The sequence below is a fragment of the Ancylobacter dichloromethanicus genome (assembly GCF_018390645.1).
GTDB lineage: Bacteria > Pseudomonadota > Alphaproteobacteria > Rhizobiales > Xanthobacteraceae > Ancylobacter > Ancylobacter dichloromethanicus.
Map to the genome: position 1 here is coordinate 144,325 of NZ_JAHBGC010000017.1, position 16,582 is coordinate 160,906.

A 16,582-nucleotide genomic window follows, 5' to 3' on the forward strand; every position below is an offset into this window, starting at 1 on the left:
GGGCGTCACCTCGCCGGCGCCCGCTCCCGTCCCAGCGCCGCGAGATAGAGCGCCGGCAGGAAGATCAGCGTCAGCAGGGTGGCGACCAGAAGCCCGCCCATGATGGCGAAGGCCATGGGGCCCCAGAAGACGGTGGGGGCGATGGGGATCATGCCGAGCACGGTCGACACCGCCGTCAGCATGATCGGGGTGAAGCGGGCGCAGGAGGCGTCGATCACCGCCTCGCGCGCGCTCTTGCCGGCGGCGCGCTCGGATTCGATCTGACCTATTAGAATCACAGCGTTTTTTATGATCATGCCGATGAGCGCCAGCACGCCGAGGATGGCGACGAAGCCGAGCGGGCGGTTCGAGACCAGCAGCGCCAGCACCACGCCGATCAGTCCCAGCGGCGCCACGCTGACGACCAGCGAGGCCAGTGAGAAGCGCTTGAGCTGGAGCATGAGGACGGTGAGCATGATGAGGATCATCACCGGCACCACCGCCATCACCGAGGCCAGCGAGGCCGCGCTCTCCTCCACCGTGCCGCCGGTGTCGATGCGGTAGCCTTCCGGCAGCGTCTTCGCCAGCGTCTCGATCTCGGGGGCAAGCTGGGCCACCACCGTCTCCGGCAGCTCGCCGGCGGCGATGTCGGACTGGACGGTGAGCGCGGGCAGCCGGTCGCGCCGCCACACCAGCGGGTAGGTCTGCTCATAGTCGAAGCTGGCGAACTGGCTGAGCGGCACGGTGCGCCCGCCGGGCAGCGGCACCTCCAGCGTGCGCAGCGTGTCGAGCGAGACGCGCTGCTCGTCGGTGGCGCGCAGCACCACGTCGACGAGGTAGATGTCGTCGCGTACCTGCGTCACCGGCGCGCCGGTGACCACGGTGTTCAGCACCGAGCCGATGGCCTCGGTGGAAAGACCGAGGAGACGCGCCTGGTCCTGGTCGACGCGGATGCGGATCTCGCGCGCCGGCTCGATCCAGTCATAGTTCACCGTGCGCGTCAGCGGGTCGGCGGCGATGACCTCGGCCAGCTTGAAGGCGATGTCGCGCACCTGCCCGAGATCGGGCCCGACCACCCGGTACTGGATCGGCCAGCCGACCGGCGGCCCCAGTTCCAGCGGCGAGACGCGGCTCACCACATTGGGGAACTCATCCGCCAGCAGCGTCGCCAGCTTCGCCTCCAGCCGCTGGCGCGCCGCGACATCCTTGGCCACCACCACGGCCTGGCCGAAGAAGTCGTTGGGAAGCTGGGCGTTGAGCGGCAGGTAGAAGCGGATCGCGCCGCGCCCGACATAGCCGCTCCAGCGCGCCACGTCCGGGTCGTCCCTCAGGGCGTCGTCGAGCCGCGCCATGGCACGGTCGGTGGCATGGATCGAGGCGTTCTGCGGCAATTGCAGGTCGACCAGCAGCTCGGGCCGGTCGGATGAGGGGAAGAACTGGCGCGGGATCAGCGGCAGCGCCAGCACGGCGGCGGCGAACAGCGCCAGCGTGACGGCGATGGTGACCCAGCGCGCGGTGAGCGCGGCGGAGAGGAAGCCGCGATAGGTCCGCATGATCCGGCCCGGTCCGCCGCCGGCGTTCTTCGGCGGCTTCAGGATGACGAGGCCGATCAGCGGGGCGAACAGCACCGCCACCAGCCAGGACACCAGCAGCGCGATGCTGACCACCGCGAACAGGGTGAAGGTGTATTCGCCCGCCGACGAGGCGGCGAACCCCACCGGCACGAAGCCGGCGATGGTGACCAGCGTGCCGGCCAGCATGGCGAAGGCATAGGTCTTGAAGGCGAAGACCGCCGCCACCTCCTTGGGCTCGCCGGCGGCGAGGCGCCCGAGCGTGGCGTCGGTGGTGGTCATGGCGTCGTCGACCATCAGCGCCAGCGCGATGATGAGCGCGCCGAGCGAGATGCGCTGCATGTCGATGTTGAGCAGCCACATGATGGCGAACACGCCCGCCAGCGTCAGCGGAATGGTCAGCGCCACCATCAGGCCGGCCCGCACGCCGAGGGCGATGAAGCTGACCACGAGGATGATGAGGATGGCCTGCCACAGCGATTCCATGAATTCGGAGATCGCGCCGGCCACCGTCACCGCCTGGTCGGCCACCAGATGCGGCTCGATGCCGATCGGCAGCTCGGCGGTGATCGCCGCCATCGCCGCGTCGACATTGCGGCCGAGCTGGAGGATGTCGCCGCCCTCGCGCATGGCGATGGCGAGGCCGATGGCCGGCTGGCCATTGGCGCGGAACAGCGGGCGTGGCGGGTCGGCATAGCCGCGCCGCACCGTGGCGATGTCGGCGAGCCGCAGCATGCGCCCGTCCACGGCGAAATTGATGTTGGCGATATCCTGCTCGGAGCCGAACGCACCAGTGACGTCGATCACCAGTTTCTCGTCGCCGGTCTGGATGGTGCCCGAGGGCTGCACCACGTTCTGCGCCCGCAGGGCGGAGACGAGGGCGGAGCGGTTGATGCCGAGATTGGCCAGTTCCCGAACCGAGAACTCGACGAAGATCTGCTCGTCCTGCTCGCCCAGAAGCTCGATCTTGGCGACGTCGGGCACCTGTAGCAGTCGGGAGCGCGCCGCTTCCACATAGTCGCGCAACTCGCGATGGGTGAAGCCATCGGCGGTGAAGCCGTAGATCAGGCCGAACGTGTCGCCGAACTCGTCGTTGAAGCCGGGCCCGACCACCCCGCGCGGCAGGGTATGGGCCATGTCACCGATGCTCTTGCGCACATGGTACCAGACATCGGGCACCTCCTGCGCGGTGGTGCTGCCCTTGAGGTTGACGAAGATGGTGGTGATGCCGGGGCGGGTATAGCTGCGGATGAAATCGAGATGCGGGGTTTCCTGCAGCGTCCGCTCCAGCCGCTCCGTCACCTGCTGGAGCGTGTCCTCCACGCCGGCACCCGGCCATGCCGCCTGCACCACCATGGTCTTGATGATGAAGGAGGGGTCCTCGGCCCGGCCGAGCCGCGTATAGGCGAACACCCCGGCGAACACGACCGCCAGCATGAAGAAGATGACCAGCGAACGCTCGCGGACAGCCCATTCCGACAGGTTGAACCGCATCACGAGCCCGCCCCGAGCAGGCGCACCTTCTGGCCGGGATGCAGCGCCTGCACGCCCGCGCTCACCACCACCTCGCCCGGGCTGAGCCCGGATTCCACCGTCACCGACGCCTGCGAGAAGCGGCGTACCTCGATGTTGCGCAGTGCCACCGTCTGCGTCGCCGGGTCGAACACCCACACCGCCGGACGGTCATTCACCGCCGTGAGCGCGGAGGCCGGAAGCTCGATCGCCGCCGCGCCTGCCAACTCCACCCGCCCGATGACGGTGGAGCCCAGCCGCATGGCCGCCGGCGGGTTGTCGAGGCCGACCCGCACGCGGAAGGTGCGGGTCACCGGGTCCGCCTGCGGCGCCACCTCGCGCACCCGGCCGGTGGCGGTGACCTTGGGATCGTCGCTGAGCGAAACGGTGATGACCGGATCGGCCGGTGCGGCGCGCAGCATGTTGGCGGGGACGTCGAACACCGCGTCGCGCCCGCCCTGCCGGGCCAGCTGGAGGATCATCTGCCCGGCCTGCACCACCTCGCCCGGCTCGCCGCCGCGCGCGGTCACCGTGCCGGCGGCGTCGGCGACGAGATCGGTGTAGCTGACATTATCCTGCGCGATCTTGAGCTGGGCTTCGGCATCGTCCACCCCCGATTGCGCCGCCTGCAGCGCGGAGCGGGCGGCATCGTGGTTGGCCTGGGTGGTGAAGCCGTTGCCGAGCAGACGCTCCTGCCGCTCGAACGTGTTGGCGGCGGTGACGAGCTGGCTTTCCGCCGCCGCCAGCGCCGCCTGCGCCGAGCGCAGCGCGTTGAGCGCGTTCTGCGGATCGAGCCGGGCGACCACCTGGCCGGCCGCGACCTGATCGCCGACATTGGCGCTGCGCTCGATCATCCGGCCGGAGACGCGGAAGGCGAGCGCGGCTTCGTCCTGCGCCTGCACCTCGCCGGTGAAGGAGGCGGCCTGCCCGCCCGCGCCCTTCTCCACCGTGACCACCCGCACCGGACGGGGCGCGGGCGCCTCGGCCTCGCTTTCCTGGCCGCATCCGGCAAGAAGAAGACTGGCACCGAGCGCCACCGCTCCCATCCACGGCTTCATCGTCGTCATAGCGGGTCGCTCCTCGCCAACGCTCACTCGCCGGCAACTCCCCGGCCGGATGGATGCCCATCCACCGGAACCCGTGCCGATGGCCCGATTCTACCTGTCGACATTACAGCGACGCGACGTCACGTAAATGTCCATGTGCGGACGGCATGCTGGAGCGCCGCCCGCCTCGGCGGCCGCCCCGGCGCCGGGACGACTCGCCTTCGCGCCGAGGGCACGCTAATGCTGGCCCGGTCATCGCGGGCGGGAGACCACGGAGCCGGAATGCGTCTCGTTATTGTTGCCTTGGCCGTCGCCCTGTGCGCGGGATGCTCGAACCGGCCGGTGGGCGTGCTCACGCCCGTCGAGGCCGCCGCGCCCGACGCCACCGAGGTCGATCTCCTCGTCGCCACCACCCGCGAAGCCTCCAACGATTCCGGCACGCTCTATACCGGCGAACGCGGCGCAGGGGTCTCGCTCGACGCCTTCACCGTCTCGATCCCGCCCGACAGCCGCCGGCAGATCGGCGAGGTGCAGTGGCCGCGCAGCCTGCCGCCCAACCCGGAAACCGACTTCGCCACTCTCGCCGTGAAGCCGCTCCCCAATGTGAAGGCCGCCAGGGGCTGGCTCGATGCGCATCTGCCGCCGAGCCGGCGGGTGCTGATCTTCGTGCACGGCTTCAACAACCGGTTCGAGGACGCGGTCTACCGCTTCGCCCAGATCGTCCACGATTCCGGCTCGGAAGTCGCGCCGGTGCTGTTCACCTGGCCCTCCCGCGCGCGGGTGTTCGACTACCTGTTCGACCGCGAGAGCACCATCTTCTCGCGCGACGCCTTCGAGGAGACGGTGTGGCAGGTCGCCAGCGACCCGCGGGTCGAGGACGTCACCATCATGGCGCATTCCATGGGCGCGTGGCTGGCCATGGAGAGCCTGCGGCAGATGGCGATACGGCACGGCAAGCTGCCGGCCAAGATCCGCAACGTCATCCTCGCCTCGCCCGATGTCGATGTCGACGTGTTCGCCTCGCAATGGCGGGCGCTGAACGGACCGCAGGCGCGCTTCACGCTGTTCGTGTCGCAGGACGACCGGGCGCTGCAGGTCTCGCGCCGCATAGCCGGCGGGGTGGACCGGTTGGGCCTCATCGACGTGCAGAAATACTACGCCGACCTTGAGAAGTCGGGCATCGTGGTGATCGACCTCACCGCCATGCGCAGCGGCGACTCGCTCAATCACGGCCGCTTCGCCTCCTCGCCGGAAGTGGTGCAACTGATCGGCCAGCGGCTGGTGAACGGCCAGACGGTGACCGATTCCGAGATCAGCCTCGGCGACCGCATCGCCGCCGGCGCGATGGGCGTGGGGCAGACGGTGGGCGGCGCCGCCGGGCTGGCGCTGAGCGCGCCCATCGCCATCATCGACCCGAAGACGCGCCGCACCTATCAGAGCCAGGTCGAGCGCTTCGGCCAGACGGTCAGCGAGACCGTCGAGGACCCCGCCGCCGACTGACGCCTTCTCGGCGCGCAAGGCATTAGCGCGCCAGGAAGCCGATCACCGCGGCGTTGATGATGTCGATGAAGAAGGCCGACACCAGCGGCAGGATGATGAAGGCGCGCGGCGAAGGCCCGTGCGTCTTGGTGACGGCGGTCATGTTGGCGATGGCGGTCGGCGTGGCCCCCAGGCTGATGCCGGTGAAGCCGGCCGAGATCACCGCCGCCTGATAGTCGCGGCCCATCGCCGGGAACACCACGAAGACGATGAAGGCCACCGCCGCCACCGTCTGCACCGCGAGCACCAGCACCAGCGCCAGTCCCAGCCCGCCAATGCTCCAGAGCTGCATGCTCATCAGCGACATGGCGAGGAAGACGTTGAGCGCGAGGTCGGAGACCAGCGCCAGCGCCCGCGTGCGGGTCGGCCAGCGCACGCGCGGCAGGAGGCGCGGCACGGTGTTGGTCAGCGCGATGCCGACCAGCAGGCAGACCACGAACATCGGCAGCTTCAGGCCGGTCCACTCCACCGCCTCCTCCAGACCGAAGGCGATCAGGATGGCGAGGTTCAGCACCAGCACGGTGCGCAGCAGGCTGACATGGCTGATATCGTCGTCGGTGCGCTCGTCCACCGCCTTGGGCAGGCCGACGACCGCCTCCTGCCCGCGCCCGCTCTTCAGGCCGTGGCGGGTGATGAGGTAGCGGGCGATCGGCCCGCCGGCGAGGCTCGCCAGCACGAGGCCGAGTGTCGCCACCGCGATGCCGACCTCCAGCGCATTGGCCACACCGAAGCGGGCGCTGATCAGCGGCGCCCAGGCGATGGTGGTGCCGTGGCCGCCGATCAGCGAGGCCGAGCCGAGGAACACGGTGAGCCCCTCGGGCAGGCCGAGCACCCCCACGGCACCGAGCGCGATCAGGTTCTGGATGATGAGATAGACGACGGTCAGAAGCAGCAGGATCACCAGCGGCCGCCCGCCCGCCACGAGGTCGCTGACGCGGGCGTTGAGGCCGATGCCGGTGAAGAAATACAGCAGCAGCATGTCCCGCGCGCCGAGATCGAAGACGATGGCGGTGTCGAGGAAGCGGTAGGCGATGAGCGTCGCCAGCGCCGCCAGCAGGCCGCCGGTCACCGCCTCGGGAATATTGAACTGGCGCAGCGGCGGGATCGCCTGATTGATACCGGAGCCGATGAAAAACACGACAATGGCAATGGTGAAGGTCAAAAGGCCCGAAATCTCGATCGCCGACATCGTCACTCCGTCTTCACTGCCCTGCGGCCCGCTGCAATCCAAGCTGCAGGCACGGCTGCAGCTACGCCTGCACTTGCGGCTGCGGGCGCTGCTGCCAATTCAAGCTGCACGCCCGGCTGCAACGCTACACCGCCCGGCTGCGGCCTTCAGAAACTCCCCACCACCGAGCCGAGCCCGATGACCGCCACCAGTGCCACCAGGGCACCGACGATAGCAACCATGACGATGTCGAGATAGCTCTGCCGCGGCGTCACCCCGCAGACGGCGAGCAGCGTGACCACCGCGCCGCTATGGGGCAGGCTGTCGAGCGTGCCCGCGCTCATCACCGCCACCCGGTGCAGCAGCGCCGGGTCGATGCCGAGCGCGCCGGCCCGCTCCAGGAACACGGGCCCGAGCGCGTCGAGCGCGATGGTGAGGCCGCCCGAGGCCGAACCGGTGAGCGCGGCGAGGATGTTGGTCGCCACCGCCAGCGACACCAGCGGGCCGCCATCGATGGAGAGCACCCAGTCGCGCACCAGCGCGAAGGCCGGCAGCGCCGCCACCACGGCACCGAAGCCGACCAGGCTCGCCACCGAGAAGATCGGCAGCACCGAGGCATTGGCGCCGGCATCCATGGTCTCGCGCAGCCTCGGCAGGCGGCGCCAGTTGAGCGCGAGCGTCGCCAGTATCGCCACGATCAGCGCCACCGCCACCGACCACACGCCGCTGACCGCCGACAGCGGAACCCCGCCCCAGCGCTCTTCCGCCAGGAAGCCGAAATCGAGGCGCGGCAGGATGACGAAGGACATCAGGAGATTGACCACGATCACCAGCCCCAGCGGCAGCGCCGCGAGGGCGATGGAGGGCCGCTCCGCGCTCTGATGGCCATGGGTGATCTCGGCCGGGTCGAATTCGCGCGCCACCGTCGCCCGCTCGCGCAGCACCGGGTCGTCGAGGGCGGCGTTGACCGTCGCGGTGCCGTCGCCGAACCCCTCTCCCGCAAGCCGCGCGGCGGCCTCGGCGCGGGCCAGCCACCACAGGCCGAAGCCGAGCATGATGGCCGAGGCGATGATGCCGAGCCCCGGCGCGGCGAACGGCGTGGTGCCGAAGAACGGCATGGGAATGGCGTTCTGGATCGCCGGCGTGCCGGGCAGCGCCATCATGGTGAAGGTGAAGGTGCCGAGCGCGATCGCCGGCGCCATCAGCCGGCGCGGAATGTCGGCGACGCGGAACAGCGCCTGCGCCATCGGCGCCAGCACGAACAGGGCGACGAACAGGCTCACCCCGCCATAGGTGACGATGGCCCCCGCCAGCACCACGGCGAGGATGGCGCGCTGGGCGCCCAGCTTCTCGGTCATGAACTCGGCGATGGCGGAGACCGACCCGCTGTCCTCCATCAGCTTGCCGAACAGCGCGCCGAGCAGGAACAGCGGAAAGAACTGCCCGACGAAGCTCGCCGCGCTGGCCATGAAGGTCTGGGTCCAGCTGGCGAGCAGCGGCTCGCCCGACAGCAGGGCGGCGATCAGCGCCGCCACCGGCGCCAGCAGCAGCACGCTCCAGCCGCGATAGGCGAACCAGACGAGAAGCCCGAGGCCGAGCAGGATGCCGACGAGGCCCATGGCTCACACCCCTTCCAGCAGCACGTCGAGATCGACCGAGGAACGCTTGCCGATATTGCCGCCATCGGCTTCCAGGAAGGCGTCGGCGGCCTTGCGGCCCTCCGCGCGCAGCATGCTGAGGAATTCCCACTCGGCATTGAGCTTGGAGGAATAGCCGAGCGTGTCCATGATCGCGTTGCGCACCAGATGGATGCGCATCCGCGCCCATTGCGCGCCCTCGCAATTGCCGGGATCGGCCACCTGCCGCAGCAGGGCGATCATCCGCAGTTCCTTCAGCAGCACGGAATTGAACGAGACCTCGTTCAGCCGGTTGAGGATTTCCGACGCCGTGCGCGGCGTGCCCGGGCGCTCCACCGGGTTGATCGGGATCAGGATGGTGTCGTCGGATTCGAGTTCGCGCACCAGCGGCGTCATGGTCGGGTTGCCGGAATAGCCGCCGTCCCAATAGCTCTCGCCCTCGATCTCCACCGCCTGGAACAGGGTGGGCAGGCAGGCCGAGGCGAGCAGCACATCCGGGGTGATCTCGGCATTGCGGAACACCCGGCCGCGCCCGGTGCGCACATTGGTGGCGGTGATGAACAGCTTGACCGGCGAGGTCTTCAGCCGGTCGAAGTCGATCGCCTTCTCCAGAATGGCGCGCAGCGGGTTGGTGCCGCCCGGATTGAGGTCATAGGGCGAGTAGAGCCGCGACATCAGGTCCATGGTGACGAACAGCGGCGAATGATCGAGCGTCCAGCGCCCCAGCAGCACGTCGAGCGGACCGCGCTGGAACGGGCTGAAGCGGGCCGCCTCGGCGACATGGCGCCAATAGGCGTCGAGCGCGGCGCGCGCGCCCTCGCGACCGCCGGCGGCATAGCCATCCGCCAGCACGGCCGCGTTCATCGCCCCGGCGGAGGTGCCGGAAATGCCCTCGATGCGCAGCCAGTCCTCCTCCAGCAGCCGGTCGAGCACGCCCCAGGTGAAGGCGCCATGCGAGCCGCCGCCCTGCAGAGCGAGATCGACCCGGATCGGCCCGGACCTTTCCGGCGCCGGCGCGTCCGGCGCATCGGCCTCGGCAGTAGTGTTTGCCGGAACCTCCGCCGCGCCGGTGCCGGAGGGAGCGGCGGCATCCGCCTTGCGGGCGCCCCTCGTGCGCGGGCGGGCCGGCGATGCGGCGGGGGATTTCGCGGGAGGCAGGACTCTGGAGGGCATTGGACGTGCCTTTTCTGATCCGGACGGCCCCACCGTACCGTTCCAGATGCTGCATCGCAACATAATGAGGCGGCACGTGCCGATGGGCATGCAGGCGAGGTTAGCTGGCTTTCACGTCTCTGCGGTGTCACCGCGCCGGCGTGCCGAAAAGCCCGGAAATGGCGGCCCGCACAGCGGCGAGCCGGCGACGGAGGGCGGCGCGGCCGGCCGCCATCCGACCTCCGAGCGCGGTCAGCCGGGCTTCCAGCGCGGCGTCGGACAGGGTGTCCCGGCCGCGAACGAAGAAGAGGTGGTGCAGCCCGGCGGCCAGCACCAGCATCAGCGCGATGGAGATGACCACATCGGAGAGGAAATGCGCCCCGAAGGCCATGCGGTTCAGCCCGACCAGCGCGACGAAGCCGGCGAGCAGCGCGCCGACCTGCCAGCGCCACGGGCGCGGCAGGAACAGCACCAGCGGCAGCAGGCAGGCGGTGGCGGCGGCCTCGCCGGAGGCGAAGGAGTGATTGGCCAGCCCCTGCGCGCCGATCACCCATGCCTCCTGGAACGGCCACGGCCCGCCGAACTCGGCGACGTTCACCGGCCGCGGGCGGCCCCAGAACGGCTTCAGCAGGCCGTTCACCAGCACCACCGGCCCGCCGAGAAACAGGGCGAGCATGAACAGCGCCGGGCGCGGCGGGCACAGGCTCGGCTTGGAGGGCCAGGCCAGCTTCAGCCCGAGCGACAGCACCAGCAGCAGCGGCAGCGCCAGCGACACGTTGGACGCGAAGCCGCGAAAATCCCGCAGCAGCGCGATGCCGGCGGCGGGGAATCCCTGCCCGGGCACATAGAACAGCCGCGCCACGGCGCGGTCGATGCCGGGAAGCAGCCAGAAGACGGCGGAGAGCGCGGCCGTCACCCCCACCGCGAGCAGGAGCGGGCGCCGCATAGGAGCAGGCGGGAGGTCGGGTCGAGGCGTCTGCCGGAAGGACATGTCGGTCGGGTCTGACTGCGCGGCGCGGCGTGGAGAGTGGGTGCCTCCACTCCTCGCGCCCCGGCCGCGGTGCTGCCAGAACCGCTTCGCAATTGCGCCAAACTCTTCGCTACTGTGCGCCTGGAGGCGGCGGGGGCATGTCACGATGCGTGATTTCGCGAATGCGATGGAAGGCGGCTGGCTGCGGAGACGGGCGGCCGAGTTCAGCCTTTCGCTCGCCCTCGGCCCGGCTTTCGCCTGGCTCAGCCCGTTCGGCCTCGAAGAACCGGCCTTCTTCGCCCGGGTGGGATTCTGGACCGGAGTGACGACCTGCTGGTTCGTGGTCGTGGCGCTGACCGAGGTCTGGCTGGCGTGGCTCGGGCGCGGCCGCGTCATCAATCCAAGGACCCGGTACGCCCTCCTGATCGGCCTCGCCGCCCTGCCCATGGTGGCCATTGCCGGCGGCGCGATCGAACTGCTCAAGGGATGGCAGCCCTCGGTGCCGGAAGTCACCGAGTTGTATCTGCAGGTCGTGGTGCTCGGCTCGCTGACGCTGTTCCTGGCCAGGGAGATCCTCCCCGGCCTGCTCCGCCCGCAGGACGGCGCCGCGTATCCGGCCGACCGCCGGCCCCCCGCACCTGCCCTTCCCGAAACGGCCCTGCCCGAAACGGCCCTTCCGGCCCTCACCTCGCCCGTCCATGGCGCGGCGCTGATGGTCCGCCTGCCCGCCGGCATCCGCGGGCCGCTCGTCTGCCTGGAAATGCAGGACCACTATGTGCGGGTGCACACCGAACGCGGCGCCGCTCTGGTGCTGATGCGCCTGCGCGATGCCATCGCCGAGACGGCGCCGGCCGCCGGGCGCCAGGTGCACCGCTCCTGGTGGGTGGCCGACCGCGCCGTGGAACGCTGCGCCCGCACCGGCCGCGCCGGCACGGTGCGGCTGACCAACGGGCTCGCCGTGCCGGTGTCGCAGCGCTATCTCAGGGAAGTCGAGGCGGCCTATGGCGCTGACGCGCGCGAGCCGGCCGGGGTGCCCGCCTCCGGCTGAGCCCGCCGGGTGAACCTGGGTTGATCGAGAAGGCTCTAGGAAGCGGCGTGCGGGCTCTCGGCGTACAGGCGGCCCTCGCGCATCTCCAGAACCCGGTCGAACAGGTCGAGATTGTCGCGCCGGTGGGTGACCATCAGCAGCGCCGGGCGCGGGTCGATTTCGGCCAGCCGCTGCAGAAGGAGGCGTTCCGAGGGCAGGTCGATGGCATTGGTGGCCTCGTCGAGCATCAGCAGCCGGGGGCGCCGCAGCAGGGCGCGGGCCAGCGCCAGCCGCTGGCGCTCGCCGCCGGACAAAGGCGTGCCGCCCGCGCCGATGACGGTGTCGAGGCCGCGCTCCATGCGCCGCACCAGCGCCGCCGCGCCGACCCGCTCCAGCGCCTCCCACACCGCGCCGTCGCCGCACGCGCTCTCGCCGGCGACATTGGCGCGCACCGTGTCGCGGAACAGATAGGGCTCCTGCACCACATAGGCGACATGCTCGCGCCAGGCCGGGGTGGCGGCGGCGTCGAGCACGACGCCGGCCACCCGCAACTCGCCGCTGTCGGGCACCATCAGCCCGGCGAGCGCATCCAGCAAGGTGGTCTTGCCGGAGCCGGACGCGCCGCTCAGGGCGACCCGCTCGCCGGGGGCGATGACCAGATCGACGTGCTCGACGCCACCGCCGCCGACGTAGCGAAGCCGGACCTCGCGCAGTTCGACCGACCCCTCCGGCACGTCCTGAGGCACCGCCGGCGCGCCCGCCCCGGTGGCCTCCAATTGCGCATCCAGCGCCATGACGGCGCCGAAGGCGGGAAGATGATAGGCAAATTGCTGGAGCGCCTGCTGCAGGGTCGCGATCGGCCCGGCGAGCCGGGCGAAGATCAGCACCAGCAGGATCAGCACCGGGGTCGGCACCTGCAGCACCAGCGACCCGATGGCCACGACCAGGCAGGCGCACGCCGCCGAGCCGATGGCGAACACCATGCGGGTGCGCGCCTGACGCCGGGCGAAGCCGCGCCGGTTGGCCCGCGCCGCCGCCAGCGCCTGCTCGAACTCGCGCGCGAAACGCGATTGCAGATTCTGCGCCAGCGCCGCCTTGAGGCCCGACAGGAGATTGCCGACCGCCTGCAACTGGTTGAGGCTGGCGCGGGTGAAATCGTGCCCGAGGACGCCGGCATGCCGCAGGCCGGAAAAGGCGGCGCCGGCGATCGCCACCGCCACCAGCAGCGAGCCGGCCAGAACCGGCGCCATGTAGAGGGCGAGGCCGCCCTGCACCAGAACCAGGAGCGCGCCGACGGCGATCTGGACGAAGAACCGCATCGTCATCGCCAGCCGGGCCATCTCCGTCGACAGCACGTTCTGGATCTCGGCATGGCGGATCGAGACCAGCGTGGCCCAGCGGGCACTGGCCAGCCGGGCCATGATGCGGCCGCGCTGGGCCTCGACGAATTCGTCTTCGACCCGCCACAGCAGCCGGTCGCGCGCATAGAGGATCAGCGCGCGCAGGGTCATCGCCACCAGGAAGCCGCCGAGCAACAGCAGCAGCACGCCATCCGGGTTCCAGCCCTCGAACCACGCCGCGACCCGGCCCTCGCGCCCGGTCAGCACCTGCAGCACGGGAACAAGCAGCACCAGGCCGACGCTCTCCGCCAGCGCGCCGCCGACAATGGCCGCGACGCTGAGCGCCCCCCGGCCGCGCGCGGACTCGGCCAGCGCGCGCAGGAAGGCGGCGAGCAGCGCCGTATCGAGCGGGGCCCGGCTCAACCCGCGCTCCCCTTCCGCCGCAGCCGCCGGCCGAGGAAGAGCGGCAGGCGAAGCACCGGATAGAGGAAATACAGCCGGCGCGGCAGCGGCACGTCCAGCGCGTCCTGGCAATTGACGGTCCAGCGCATCAGCTCGGCCGTCACATGCCCGGAGCCGAAGGCGAGCGCGTGGAGCATCGGCAGCACCACCACGCGGCGCGGCGAGAATTGCGGGTCCGCATCGTCCAGTATGGCGCGGCACAGCCCGCGCATCGCCCGCTGCAGCCGCGTATCGGCCGCCGTCACGATGGACGGGGGAAGCGGCAGCCCGAACAGGTCGCGGCACAGGCCGAACGCCAGCACCGCGCTGGGCCCGGCCCCGCGCGCGCGCGCGTGGCGATACAGGCGCAGCAGTTCCGCTTCCGGCGCGCCCGCCAGCAGCGCATGGAGATCGGCCAGCCATTTGAGCCGGAACCAGCCGCTGCGCGCGCCATGGACGCACAGATAGGCGAACTGGTCGTCGGGGTGGAACACCCGCAGCGGCACGCCGGCGAGGCTCTCCCATTTGCCGGCCGCCGCCAGCAGGGGGCCGAGCGGCAGCAGGCGGCGATTTTCGGTCAGCCGCCAATGCGGCTCCAACTGCACGCCGCGGCGCGGATCGACCAGCACCGCCTCCATCTGGAAGGCGCGCAGCGCGTCGATCTTGGCCGGCGTCAGCGGCGGGCGCGGGTAGACCGGCTCGTAGCCTTCGCGCAGCAGAAGTTCGAACAGCGGGCCGAGGACGTCCGGCGACACCAGGAAGTCGATGTCCTTGCCGTGCTTGACCGCCAGCGACCCATAAGCGCGCTGGCCGAGCGCCGCTCCCTTGAAGAACACCGCCTCGATCCCGGCCTGTTCCAGCAGGTGCTGAAGACGTATCGTGGCGGCGGCCATGGCGAGGTTGTGGCGCGCCTGCGCCCCCGCCTTGCGGCCGACGGCCTCGCGCACCGTCGCCGGCACGCGGCCGGGCGCGCGCTGCAACACCGCATGGACGAGCCCATACACACGGTGGCGGCCGACGAGGCGGAGAAAATGCTCCCAATCCTGCACACTGCCGGCGGCATCGACGGCGGCCGTGACCGCGCGCGACGGCGGGCCGTGCGGCGCCGCCTCGGCGCATAGCCGCAGCAGCAGCGCAAAGGCCGCATCCGTCTTGCCCGCAGATCGCAACGTCCCGCCCATTCCCGCTCGATCGCCGGCGGGAAGGCAGGCACCATCCTGCCCCGCCGGCCGGCGAGCCGCCAATGGCCCATGCTCTTACCGGGTTCGGCCCGGGGTGCAAGGCCGTCAGCACGGGCGAGCCGGGGCCGGGCCGCCCGATGTGGCCCCGGGGCTATAATTTCACGATGAAATGCAGCGGCAGGTAGGGCGGAAGACTGCTGGCCTCCTGCGTATCGAAGACAAGCCGCTGGCCGGTTTCCGGGGTCACGACCGGAAACTCCTCGCCACGGGCCGAACGCGACGAGACGAGCCGGTAGTCATGGAAGACGCTGTGGCGGTGGCGGGCCTCTCCCCCCGGCGCGGCGAGCGCGAAGGGGCCGCCATCGGCCCCGACCGGAAACCGCCCGCGCAGGTCCGGGCGGCCGTCGCGGCCATCGCACAGCGCCCAGCCGCGCGGCAGGTCATTGACGTCGCCGGCCCACATGAGGATGGCGCCCTTCGGCATCGCCCCGTCGCCGGCGATGCCGCCCTTGGCCTCGATCAGGCCGGACACGGAAAGCCCGCCGCCGACCGTCAGCGGCCCGCTGGTCGCCGACACCGTGTCCCCCAACGTGAGCGGCCCACCGACGGTGAGGGACGTGTTCAACGTCGCCCTGCCCTCGGCGGTGATCTCCAGCGCCGGCTTGTCGGTGCCCTTTTGGGTGAGGCTGAAATTCTTCCTGCCCACGACCTGCAGCACGCGGCTCATGGTCCATTGCGGGGTCTGCGGCTGCTCGCTCATCCTGCGTCTCCTTGTCGTGGCAATGATCAGGTCGGGCTAGGGGGTGGGTACGGCGCGGCGCCGATCGGCACGTCGCCCGGCACAGGCGCGCGGTGCAGCGCGGTGCAGCGCGGTGCAGGCGCGCGGTGCTTGGCGGCGGCTCACGGCTTCGACCAGATCGAGGTGCCATCGGCCCTGTCGATGGTGACCGTGCCGGCGTCCGTCACGCGCAGCAACGTGGCGCCGCCCTTGAACGTATCCGACGCGAAGGCGACGGCGTTGTGGTCGGTGTAGAGCACGAAATTGCTGTCGGCCTGCTGGATCGCCCGGGCTCCGATGGCGTCGGCGCCGTTTCGCTGGGCCACCCAGAGCCGCCTGGGACTGGCCATGTCCTGCCGGTCGAGAAGCACGAGCCGGCCGCCGGTCTCAAGCATGAAGGCGTAGCGCCCGGACGGCGAGGCGACGGACTGGCCCCGGCTCAGGAACTCGCCATTGCGCAGGGCGGACCGCATGTCGGGCTCGGCGGACGCCCGGGCGCCCGGCCCGCCATAGACGATGTAGGCCAGCGCGTACCAGGGCGGGCGGATGTCGAACGGCTTGGCGGTGCCGTTGGACCCAAGCTTCACCTCGCCGCCGGACGACCGCGAAAGCACGGCATGATCGGTTCCGAACACGCCCTCGCTTACGGTGACCTGCCGAAGCGTCAGAACGTCGTCCTTGGGCAGGTTGGCGACCGCCAGCGCCCGCTCGCGGTCGCCGCCCCGGTTGTGGATCGCCTTGTAGTCGCTGCTGGCGGGGTCATGGCCGACGATGAAGCTGCCGCGCAGGTCCGGGATCGGGTCGCCATTCGCCAGCCAGCCGGCGCCGTTGCACAGAAACCACCCGGCGGGCAGCCTGGCCGGGTCGCCCGACCACATGAGGATGGCGCCGACCGGCACCGCACCCATGCCGACGAGGCCGCCGGCGGCCTCGATGGTACCGGTGGCGGCGGCCGAGCCGGTCACGGTGAGCCCGCCATCGGCCGCCACGCCGCCATGGACCGACAGGCCGGCGGTGACCGCCACCGGCCCGCCGGACGCACCGGCCAGTTCGTCGGCCATGAGGCGGCCGGCCACTTTCAGCGAGGTGTTCAGCAGCGTTTTGCCGTCGGTGGTGATCTCCAGCCTCGGCGTGCTCTCGCCCCGATAGCCAAGGCTCATATTCCGGCCGTCGACCTGGGTCACGCGGGTCAGTACCCATTTCGGCGTCACCGTTTCATCGCTCATCGTCGTGTTCCTTCA

General features: G+C 70.7%; 12 protein-coding genes. 2 read left to right on the forward strand and 10 right to left on the reverse strand.

What is annotated here, in order from left to right; translation table 11 throughout:
- Nucleotides 1-5 precede the first annotated feature (5 nt).
- Both KHC23_RS08265 and KHC23_RS08270 read right to left on the reverse strand, forming a co-directional pair.
- The gene (locus tag KHC23_RS08265; protein ID WP_213371475.1) at nt 6-3,044 is read right to left on the reverse strand and encodes an efflux RND transporter permease subunit; all 3,039 of its coding nucleotides are present in this window, start codon (nt 3,042-3,044) and stop codon (nt 6-8) included.
- The gene (locus KHC23_RS08270) at nt 3,044-4,129 is read right to left on the reverse strand and encodes an efflux RND transporter periplasmic adaptor subunit (RefSeq protein WP_213371340.1); all 1,086 of its coding nucleotides are present in this window, start codon (nt 4,127-4,129) and stop codon (nt 3,044-3,046) included. Before KHC23_RS08270 ends, KHC23_RS08265 begins: the two co-directional genes overlap by 1 nt.
- 261 nt (nt 4,130-4,390) lie before the next feature.
- On the opposite strand from KHC23_RS08270, the gene KHC23_RS08275 reads away from it, so the two are divergent.
- Complete coding sequence (locus tag KHC23_RS08275; RefSeq protein ID WP_213371342.1) at nt 4,391-5,608, forward strand: alpha/beta hydrolase; 1,218 nt, start codon at nt 4,391-4,393, stop codon at nt 5,606-5,608.
- Nucleotides 5,609-5,630: 22 nt separating this feature from the next.
- On the opposite strand, the gene gltS is transcribed toward KHC23_RS08275, so the two are convergent.
- The 4 genes from gltS to KHC23_RS08295 all read right to left on the reverse strand — a co-directional run bounded on the left by gltS (nt 5,631) and on the right by KHC23_RS08295 (nt 10,550).
- Nucleotides 5,631-6,836 carry a sodium/glutamate symporter gene (gltS, locus tag KHC23_RS08280; RefSeq protein WP_213371344.1) on the reverse strand — a complete coding sequence of 402 codons (1,206 nt, stop codon included), beginning with the start codon at nt 6,834-6,836 and terminating at the stop codon, nt 5,631-5,633.
- Nucleotides 6,837-6,982: 146 nt separating this feature from the next.
- Nucleotides 6,983-8,434, reverse strand: coding sequence for a GntP family permease (locus KHC23_RS08285; protein WP_213371346.1), 1,452 nt, complete (start codon nt 8,432-8,434; stop codon nt 6,983-6,985).
- Nucleotides 8,435-8,437: 3 nt separating this feature from the next.
- Nucleotides 8,438-9,625, reverse strand: coding sequence for a patatin-like phospholipase family protein (locus KHC23_RS08290; RefSeq protein WP_246544430.1), 1,188 nt, complete (start codon nt 9,623-9,625; stop codon nt 8,438-8,440).
- Between the two features lie 127 nt (nt 9,626-9,752).
- Nucleotides 9,753-10,550 (reverse strand): phosphatase PAP2 family protein, encoded by a 798-nt coding sequence (locus tag KHC23_RS08295; RefSeq protein WP_246544433.1) that lies wholly within the window; start codon nt 10,548-10,550, stop codon nt 9,753-9,755.
- 190 nt (nt 10,551-10,740) lie between these two features.
- Here KHC23_RS08295 and KHC23_RS08300 point away from each other — a divergent pair, with 190 nt between their 5' ends.
- Nucleotides 10,741-11,622 carry a LytTR family DNA-binding domain-containing protein gene (locus KHC23_RS08300; protein WP_213371350.1) on the forward strand — a complete coding sequence of 294 codons (882 nt, stop codon included), beginning with the start codon at nt 10,741-10,743 and terminating at the stop codon, nt 11,620-11,622.
- 35 nt (nt 11,623-11,657) lie between these two features.
- On the opposite strand, the gene KHC23_RS08305 is transcribed toward KHC23_RS08300, so the two are convergent.
- The 4 genes from KHC23_RS08305 to KHC23_RS08320 all read right to left on the reverse strand — a co-directional run bounded on the left by KHC23_RS08305 (nt 11,658) and on the right by KHC23_RS08320 (nt 16,567).
- Entirely contained in the window at nt 11,658-13,364 is a 1,707-nt protein-coding gene (locus tag KHC23_RS08305) for an ATP-binding cassette domain-containing protein (protein WP_213371352.1), read from the reverse strand.
- Nucleotides 13,361-14,563, reverse strand: a complete 1,203-nt coding sequence (locus KHC23_RS08310; RefSeq protein WP_213371354.1) for a nucleotidyltransferase domain-containing protein — start codon at nt 14,561-14,563, stop codon at nt 13,361-13,363. The genes KHC23_RS08305 and KHC23_RS08310 overlap by 4 nt, the downstream gene beginning before the upstream one ends.
- 151 nt (nt 14,564-14,714) lie before the next feature.
- On the reverse strand, nt 14,715-15,323 hold the full coding sequence (locus tag KHC23_RS08315) for a hypothetical protein (protein WP_213371356.1): 609 nt from the start codon (nt 15,321-15,323) through the stop codon (nt 14,715-14,717).
- A gap of 140 nt (nt 15,324-15,463) precedes the next feature.
- Nucleotides 15,464-16,567, reverse strand: a complete 1,104-nt coding sequence (locus KHC23_RS08320) for a hypothetical protein (protein ID WP_213371359.1) — start codon at nt 16,565-16,567, stop codon at nt 15,464-15,466.
- Nucleotides 16,568-16,582: the final 15 nt, after the last annotated feature.